This is a genomic window from Olsenella sp. Marseille-P4559 (genome assembly GCF_900605015.1).
GTDB lineage: Bacteria > Actinomycetota > Coriobacteriia > Coriobacteriales > Atopobiaceae > Tractidigestivibacter.
Genome location: NZ_LR027575.1, coordinates 511,677 through 518,892 on the forward strand (window position 1 = coordinate 511,677; position 7,216 = coordinate 518,892).

Consider the following 7,216-nt stretch of genomic DNA (forward strand, 5'->3'; position numbering starts at 1 on the left):
GGGGTAGATATTGGGGCACGACGCCTATGGTGTCGCGCCCTGCTCTCTGCCCCGAGGCCGCGTATGCCGTCTCCTCCTGCCGGGCTCGTCCAGGAGGTTCCCGGGCTGGACGATCGTGTAGTCCAGGCCCGAGTCGCGCACGAGCCACTGGTCGGCGAAGAACTTCGCGATGTTGTAGTCCGTGATGCCTGCGAGCGCCGGGTCGCCCCACTTCTCCGGCTCGTCGGCGAACACCGAGCTGAGCAGGACGAAGCGCCTGATGCCGGCCTTTTTGGCGGCCTCAATCAGCTTGACCGCTCCTTGGCAGCTGCTTGAGACAGGAGGGCATGGATAGGCTTGGCTCCATCTGCGGGACCGCATGTTCTGCAGCCGGACATTTGAGGTCGTAGATGGGTAGCCGATAGTGCAGCGGATCAGGTTCACGAAATACGCAAAGCTTGGAAAAGGTAAGCGATATTGCAAAGAAATAGGGAAATATAGATAGCTGATTTTGCAGTAAATTAGGGAAACATAGGTGACTGATATTGCAGTAACCCCATATAATGAGTGGACATCTACAATGGCTAGCGTGACGGAGCAATGATCATGTTCGAGAGAAAGCTCTATAGAACGCTGCTCGACTGGAAGAACGAGCCGAATGGCAGAAGCGCGCTGCTGATAGAAGGTGCTCGACGGGTGGGCAAGACCACACTCGTCAAGGCATTTGCAGCCAATGAATACGAATCGAGCCTCTTCATCGACTTCTCGCAGGTTGGTAAAGATGTGCGGGATATCTTCAACGAGCATCGAGGGGATATCGATACGCTCCTGCGCATGCTTCAGCTCTATTTCGGTGTTGAACTGGTTCCTCGTCATTCGCTGGTCGTCTTCGATGAAGTGCAGCGTTTTCCGGTTGCTCGTGAAATGATTAAGCATCTAGTCGCTGATGGCAGATTTGATTACATGGAGACGGGTTCGCTGATTTCCATACGCAAGAATGTCCAGGACATTGTCATTCCTTCGGAGGAGGAGCGTGCGGAGCTGTGGCCGCTTGATTTCGAGGAGTACCTGTGGGCATTAGGGCGCAGGAATCTTGCAGACGAGATTCGCCGCTGCCGAGATGCCTTCGAGCCGCTGCCAGACAGCCTGCATCGTCAATGTACACGACTCTTTAATGAATACATGCTGGTAGGTGGCATGCCGCAATCAGTCAGCGATTTCATTGAGAACGCAACCTTCGCGCAAAGCGACAAGACCAAGAGACAGATATTGACACTCTACGCTGAAGACATCGAGAAATTCGGTGCAAAGGATGCGCGCAGGGCTTACTCCATCTTCATGGGTATTCCGGGTCAGCTCTCTCAGGGGAGCAAACGCTTCAAGTTCTCTTCCTTAGGCAAGGGAAGTCGCTATCATCAATATGAATCAGCGCTTCGGTGGCTTGAAGACGCACACTATGTGAACATCTGCCGACTATGCAACGATCCAAACGTCGGATTCAAGCTTACCGCAGATGAAGGCGAGGACAGCTCGCTCAAATGCTATATGGGGGATACCGGACTTCTTGTGTCGAGCGTTTTCGACGAGGGAGCAGAAACCGAGCAGATCTATCGCGCTCTGCAGTTTGGCAAGCTCTCCATCAATCGGGGCATGTTCGTAGAGAACGTTATAGCCCAACAGCTGCGCGCAGGAGGACGGCCTCTCTACTATTATTCATGGAACGAACCTCCACGCGAGGAGAGAAAGCGCCCGCGACCGCGAGAGATAGATTTTCTGATAACAAAGGGCCTTTCAGATGCTGCCGGCAAGCTGCGCATTGCACCCATTGAGGCTAAATCCACCAAGACGTATTCGACCATTTCCCTTGATGACTTCCAGAAGCATTTTGCCAGTCGCATTGGCAACGAATTCGTCTTGCACCCGGGCCAGTTTAAAAGACTTGGCAACCGAGTTTATCTCCCGCTCTATATGTCTTTCTGCATCTGATGCTGAGCCATGCATGGGCGGCGCATCATCCGAGGATCAAGAATCAGAGCTTCTCGAGCCGTTCCGGTGGTCGGGACATGGTTTGGAAGACGCGCAGCTAAGCTCCGCCAGGAGCTTGCTGAAGTTCACTCCTGCTGTTTCCAGATGACACGTGCCTGCGGGCTCAATCCGCTCGAGATCATGCGTGTCAAACCCTGCGTGAACGAACAGAAGCATCCGGTTGCGCTCAGCCGTGGCTGCTCGAAGAAGTACACAGAGCTCGGGACTGAGCAATGGATGTAGTGCGAGGCAGGCTCGTTCAATCCGGCGAGTCGCATTTTCTGCAGCTCGCCACACCCAGCTGAAAAAGCGCTAGGCAATATTGCAGCGAAATCGGTCTATAGAGGTGGCTGATCCTGCTATTGCCCCAGATGATTGCTGCAGACGGCAGAGATGGGCCGAGGTGGCCGAGACCAAGCTCCCGTGAACGTCCCGCCGGCCCTGCCATTCTCGACGGCTCGCTTCACGACTGGACGTTCGATGCGCTGGAGGCACACTACCGGACGCTCGTGCGCTACCTCCACTTCGACGATTGCGGAGAGGTGCTCGGGCGTGGCTGCGGGACGCCTGCAATGACAAAGAGGAGCAGGTACCCCAAAGAGGCATACGAGCTTGGAAGGAGACTGTAGCAGGATGAAGACAGAGCATGAGAAGCTCCTGGCAGGGGAGGACTACGACTACCGCGACCCAGAGATTCAGCAGATGATCGTCTCTGCAAGGAAGCGGGTGCGCAGGCTCAACGGGACAGATGATCCGGCCGAGCAGCACGGGACTGTGGAAGAGCTGTTGGGCCAGATGGATGGGCGAGCGCATCGTCCTCATGGCTCCGTTCAGGTGCACGTACGGAAAGCACATCCGCCTTGGCAGCGATGTGCTGGTCAACATGAACTGCACCTTTCTAGACTCAAACCTCATCATCATAGGTGACCGGACGCTCATTGCCCCCGACGTGAAGATTTACTGCGGCGAGCATGGCATGGACTGCACTAGGCGCTTCGGGACCAGGTCGGGTGGAACGAGGTATCTGATTACCACGACGAGGCCAGTCACCATCGGCAAGGACTGCTGGATTGGCGGGAATGCGACCATCCTGCCTGGCGTAACCATTGGCGACAACGTGATCGTTGCCGCGGGTGCCGTCGTCACAAAGGATCTGCCGAGCAACACTGTCTGTGGTGGCATCCTGGCACGTGTGCTGCGGAATCTACAAGAGTCGGATGCGCGATCTGCGCATCGGTGAAGCGGAGAAGAACATGGCCATCACGGTTAATCTAAGGCATACGGGGACAAACGGTAGCGCGAGGAAGTTCGCCCAGGAAATGGAGACGTCAGGCACGGTCGACGCCATCCGTAAGGAGCCTGGCAACCTGAGGTACGAGTACTGGGTCTCCTTCGACGACCCCGAGACGGTACTTCTCATCGATTCCTGGGCCGACCAGGCGACAATCGATGCGCACCATGCCTCTCCGGTGATGAAGGCCATCATGGGTTTGCGCGACAAGTACGACCTGCATATGACGTTCGAGCGCCATGTCTCGGACGAGGTGGGCATGCCTGCTGAGGACCAGAAGTTCATCAGGAGGTAGGGGAGTATCGGCGAGTTGCCGAGGGGAAGATCGGTTCCGATGGTGGCGGGATACCTCACGGCCTGTGCGACTGGCGGGCTGACGTACATCGGCGCAACTCCGTCGTCCAGTCGATAAGGAGCGCCGCCAGGGGCTTCAGGAACACGACCTACTTCAAGACCACGGATAAGTCGCGCGGCAAACGAGCTGAGCTTGTATGAATACGAGTAGTATAATCTAAATCATACAAATGGAATCCGTTGAGGGGAGACGCACATGTTCGTCGGACGCCAGCACGAGCTCGACGAGCTCGAGGCCCTGTATGCCAAGGGTGGCTTCCAGATGGTCGTTCTCTACGGTCGCCGTCGCGTCGGTAAGACAGCGCTTGCCACGCGGTTCTCGCAAGGCAAGCCGACGCTGGCGTTTACCGCAAAGGTGCAGAACGATACGCTCAACCTCGCCGACTTCTCGCGTCAGGTGTACGAGCACTTTGGCCTGCCCCTCGGCACGGGGTCATTCTCCTCTTGGGAGGACGCGCTCATGTTCGTTGCTCGTCAGGCGCGTGACCAGCGCCTGGTGTTCGTGTTCGACGAGTTTCCCTATGCCGCGCAGCACAACGCTGGCCTCGTCTCGACGTTTCAGATCGCCTGTGACAAGTTCTTCTCATCTACGAACGTGTTTCTCATTCTTACGGGTAGCAACCAGGGCTTCATGGAGGAGAGGGTCTTGGGCTCCGCCGAATCGGGAGAGCGGTTGGGTCAGAAGGACCCGCTGTTCGGGCGGAGGACGGCGCAGATTCACCTGGCCCCCTTTGGGTATCGAGATGCCGCCCTCATGCTGCCAGGCGTTGGTAGTGAGGACCTGATACGCTACTATGCCACGTTTGGCGGTACACCCTACTACCTGTCCATGGTGGATCCCCGCGAGGGCTACGCCACCAACGTGGAAAGGCTGTTCTTCCGCAAGGAGGGGCTCCTGTACGAGGAGCCAATCATGCTCCTGAGGCAGGAGCTTCGCGAGCCTGCCGTCTACAGCTCCATCCTGGACGCCATCGCGGCGGGAGCGAACAAGCCGCAGGAGATTGCCGACCGCATTGGCGAGCAGCGCACGTCGCTCGCCAAGTACCTGCGGACGCTCGTCTCGATGCGCCTCGTCGAGAAGTGCGTGCCGTTTGGAGAGGATCCCTCGAGGTCAAGACGGGGCATCTACCACATCAGCGAGCCGGCGTTCGCGTTCTGGTATCGTTTCGTGCAACCCGAGGTTGCATCCGTCGAGATGGATGCCGGAGGGCTCGTGGCCCGTGAGGTGCTGAAGAGCGATGACATCCCTACCTACGTGGGGCACTGGTTCGAGGACATCTGCCTCCAATGGGTCGTAAGCCAGGCGAAGTGCGGAGCGCTGCCACTTAGACCCGTGCGCTTTGGCTCATGGTGGGGCACGGACCCGTCCGTGCGAGAGCAGACCGACATAGACGTCGTGGCATCAAGCGAGCGTCGTAGCGAGCTGCTGGTGGGGGAATGCAAGTGGCGCAGGAAGTTCGACGAGGCGCGCGCCGCCCAGAACCTCGTGCATCGGGCTGGGCTGCTGGGGGATTACGAGTCCACGACGTACTGTCTTTTCTCGCGCAACCCTGTGGACGCCGGACTTCGCGATTACCTTGGCACGAGCTGGCTTTTCGTGGACGCCAAAGCGCTTTACCGGTAGCTGGGCAAATGCGGGTTCGCGTGCAACGGCTACAAGCTCGTTGGATGAGCCTTGTCCCGGCGACGCGCTCAAGGCCTATGCCTGCGCCGTCACTGCAAGCGACCTGCCCAAGAAGCCGCGATGAGGTCATGGGTAGTGTCGAGAATGTTGGTGTATCGGACATTTCGTTGAGACCTATGGCTACCGTCCAGAATTCGCAACTAGGCCAGAAGCTACTCCTCATCGCCGATGCAATCAAGCATTTTCTGCTCTGCCTCCTCCCAACGGCGCCGGGTCGCATTGGCATCGCAGATCCCGCCTACAAGTCCGTAGTTGCCGGGCAGGCCAACAAAGTCCTCGCATCGCAGGTCCGCCCTCAGCGTGAGCGTGCTTGTGAAGTCATCGGCGTCGGCGCCCGTTACCTCCAGCCAACTGGCGCTCAGCCCCGCGTCCGGCAGCCGGATCTCTATTTTCACCTCGGCATTCGGACCCGCCCCCTCGATAAGCCGCGCAAGCTCCCTGACGTTCATTACGCCGCCTCCCTCTCCATCTCGACCTCAGCTGCGGCGAGGATGCTATCCGCGAACCTGGAGGCGACCGTGAGCTCGACCTCCGTCGGCAGCGAGGTATCCCAGCCATCCTCGCCTCGTTTTTCGACGAGTGCCCATGACTCGCCCACCTTCTCCTGAGAGAAGCAGCGCGACTGCTGCCACGTATCGTCCGCGTCGGCCATGATCGCGCCCGCCAGGCGTATGAGCGACTCAGGGCTCGGGAACACCTGCACCACGCGCGACCTGCGCTTTATCTCGCGGTTCGTGCGCTCCTGCACATTGTTGGCGCGCAGGCGCTTCCAGTGGCTGGGCGGGAAGTCGAGGTAGGCCAGCGCGTCAGCTTCCGCCTCGTCTAAGATTTCGGCCGCGGCTGGGCAGAAGGTGTCCGCCATCTCAGCTGCCTTGTGGTAGGCGGCGCGCACCACCAGCGCATCTTTGGCCTTAAAAACCGGCGAGAGGAGCCTCGCGACACGCTTTCCTTTGCTTTTCGACTTGGCCCCCGCACAGCAGTCTCGCATCAGGCGGACAGCGCTTCGCTCCCACGCCGCACCCCGAGCTACCTCATCGACCGCCCTGGCCCGTCCGCCGTGCTCGTCGGAGACGACAAGCAGCACGCCGGGCACACCGCGGTCGCGCAAACCCCTCAAAAACGGCAGCCACGACTCGTCCGACTCGGTGTCTCCCACGCCGAACCCCACTACATAGCGGTTGCCGTTCTCGTCGCAGGCAATTGCGGTAACCACCGCGGTGGAGGCGACGTGGCCCTCGCGGCGGCACTTCGCATACGTGGCGTCCAGCCATGGGTAGGGGAAGTGCACATCGGGGCCGAAAAGGCGCCCGTTCATGTCCTCGACCTCCCTGTCCAGCCGCTCGCATATGCGGCTGGCCTGGTCCTTGCCGAGCTCACCGGCACCGAGCGCCTCAGCGACCCCCGCCACCTTGCGCGTACTGACGCCGCTGCGGTACATCTCGACCACTGCAGCCAGCATCGCACGGTCCGTGCGGCTGTGGCGCCCCATCACGTCCCCTGGGAAGAAGCTGCCAGCTCGGAGCTTGGGTATGCGCAGCTCCAACGTGCCGACGCACGTGTTGAGTGTGCGGTCGCGGTAACCGTTACGGCTGGTGCCGGCGTCCTCGGCGGCCGCCGCGGCCACCGTGTCCATCACCTCGTTTACGACCTGCTCGATCAGCAGGCGTGCCAGCTCCTGCATGTTCACGCAGCCGTCGTCGAAACGTGGCATCTCTGCCGCCGCCACAGCGGCGTCAACCGTTACACTTTCCATCGTGGCCATCGTCCTTTCCTCGAATCCGTTACCTTAGGCAGTACGAATTCTAGGACGGTGACCACACCTTTGTTCAGATGCCCATCAACGACCCGTTTTTGGGCTTACACCAACTTTCGCGACACGATCA

8 protein-coding genes and 1 pseudogene are annotated in these 7,216 nt (G+C 59.3%); 6 read left to right on the forward strand and 3 right to left on the reverse strand.

The window, feature by feature from the left end:
• Positions 1–24 precede the first annotated feature (24 nt).
• Positions 25–360 (reverse strand): NAD(P)H-binding protein, encoded by a 336-nt coding sequence (locus tag E0E00_RS13845; RefSeq protein WP_130813108.1) that lies wholly within the window; start codon positions 358–360, stop codon positions 25–27.
• A gap of 225 nt (positions 361–585) precedes the next feature.
• Between E0E00_RS13845 and E0E00_RS13850 the strand changes: the two genes are divergently transcribed.
• The 6 genes and pseudogenes from E0E00_RS13850 (at position 586) to E0E00_RS13870 (ending at position 5,273) form a co-directional block, all read left to right on the forward strand.
• Positions 586–1,965, forward strand: a complete 1,380-nt coding sequence (locus tag E0E00_RS13850) for an ATP-binding protein (RefSeq protein ID WP_165443716.1) — start codon at positions 586–588, stop codon at positions 1,963–1,965.
• Between the two features lie 401 nt (positions 1,966–2,366).
• Positions 2,367–2,633, forward strand: a complete 267-nt coding sequence (locus E0E00_RS14765) for a hypothetical protein (RefSeq protein WP_207302778.1) — start codon at positions 2,367–2,369, stop codon at positions 2,631–2,633.
• Between the two features lie 4 nt (positions 2,634–2,637).
• On the forward strand, positions 2,638–2,931 hold the full coding sequence (locus E0E00_RS15515; RefSeq protein ID WP_207302779.1) for a maltose acetyltransferase domain-containing protein: 294 nt from the start codon (positions 2,638–2,640) through the stop codon (positions 2,929–2,931).
• A gap of 124 nt (positions 2,932–3,055) precedes the next feature.
• A pseudogene (locus tag E0E00_RS15520) lies at positions 3,056–3,164 on the forward strand (DapH/DapD/GlmU-related protein); the annotation flags it as partial.
• A 93-nt stretch (positions 3,165–3,257) separates the two neighbouring features.
• Entirely contained in the window at positions 3,258–3,590 is a 333-nt protein-coding gene (locus E0E00_RS13865; RefSeq protein WP_130813109.1) for a putative quinol monooxygenase, read from the forward strand.
• A 255-nt stretch (positions 3,591–3,845) separates the two neighbouring features.
• Positions 3,846–5,273, forward strand: a complete 1,428-nt coding sequence (locus E0E00_RS13870; RefSeq protein WP_130813110.1) for an ATP-binding protein — start codon at positions 3,846–3,848, stop codon at positions 5,271–5,273.
• A gap of 212 nt (positions 5,274–5,485) precedes the next feature.
• Here E0E00_RS13870 and E0E00_RS13875 read toward each other — a convergent pair whose 3' ends face one another.
• Positions 5,486–5,782: a hypothetical protein gene (locus E0E00_RS13875; RefSeq protein ID WP_130810735.1), complete on the reverse strand. Its 297-nt coding sequence runs from the start codon at positions 5,780–5,782 to the stop codon at positions 5,486–5,488.
• Positions 5,782–7,086: an IS256 family transposase gene (locus E0E00_RS13880; protein WP_165443717.1), complete on the reverse strand. Its 1,305-nt coding sequence runs from the start codon at positions 7,084–7,086 to the stop codon at positions 5,782–5,784. Before E0E00_RS13880 ends, E0E00_RS13875 begins: the two co-directional genes overlap by 1 nt.
• Between the last annotated feature and the right edge of the window lie 130 nt (positions 7,087–7,216).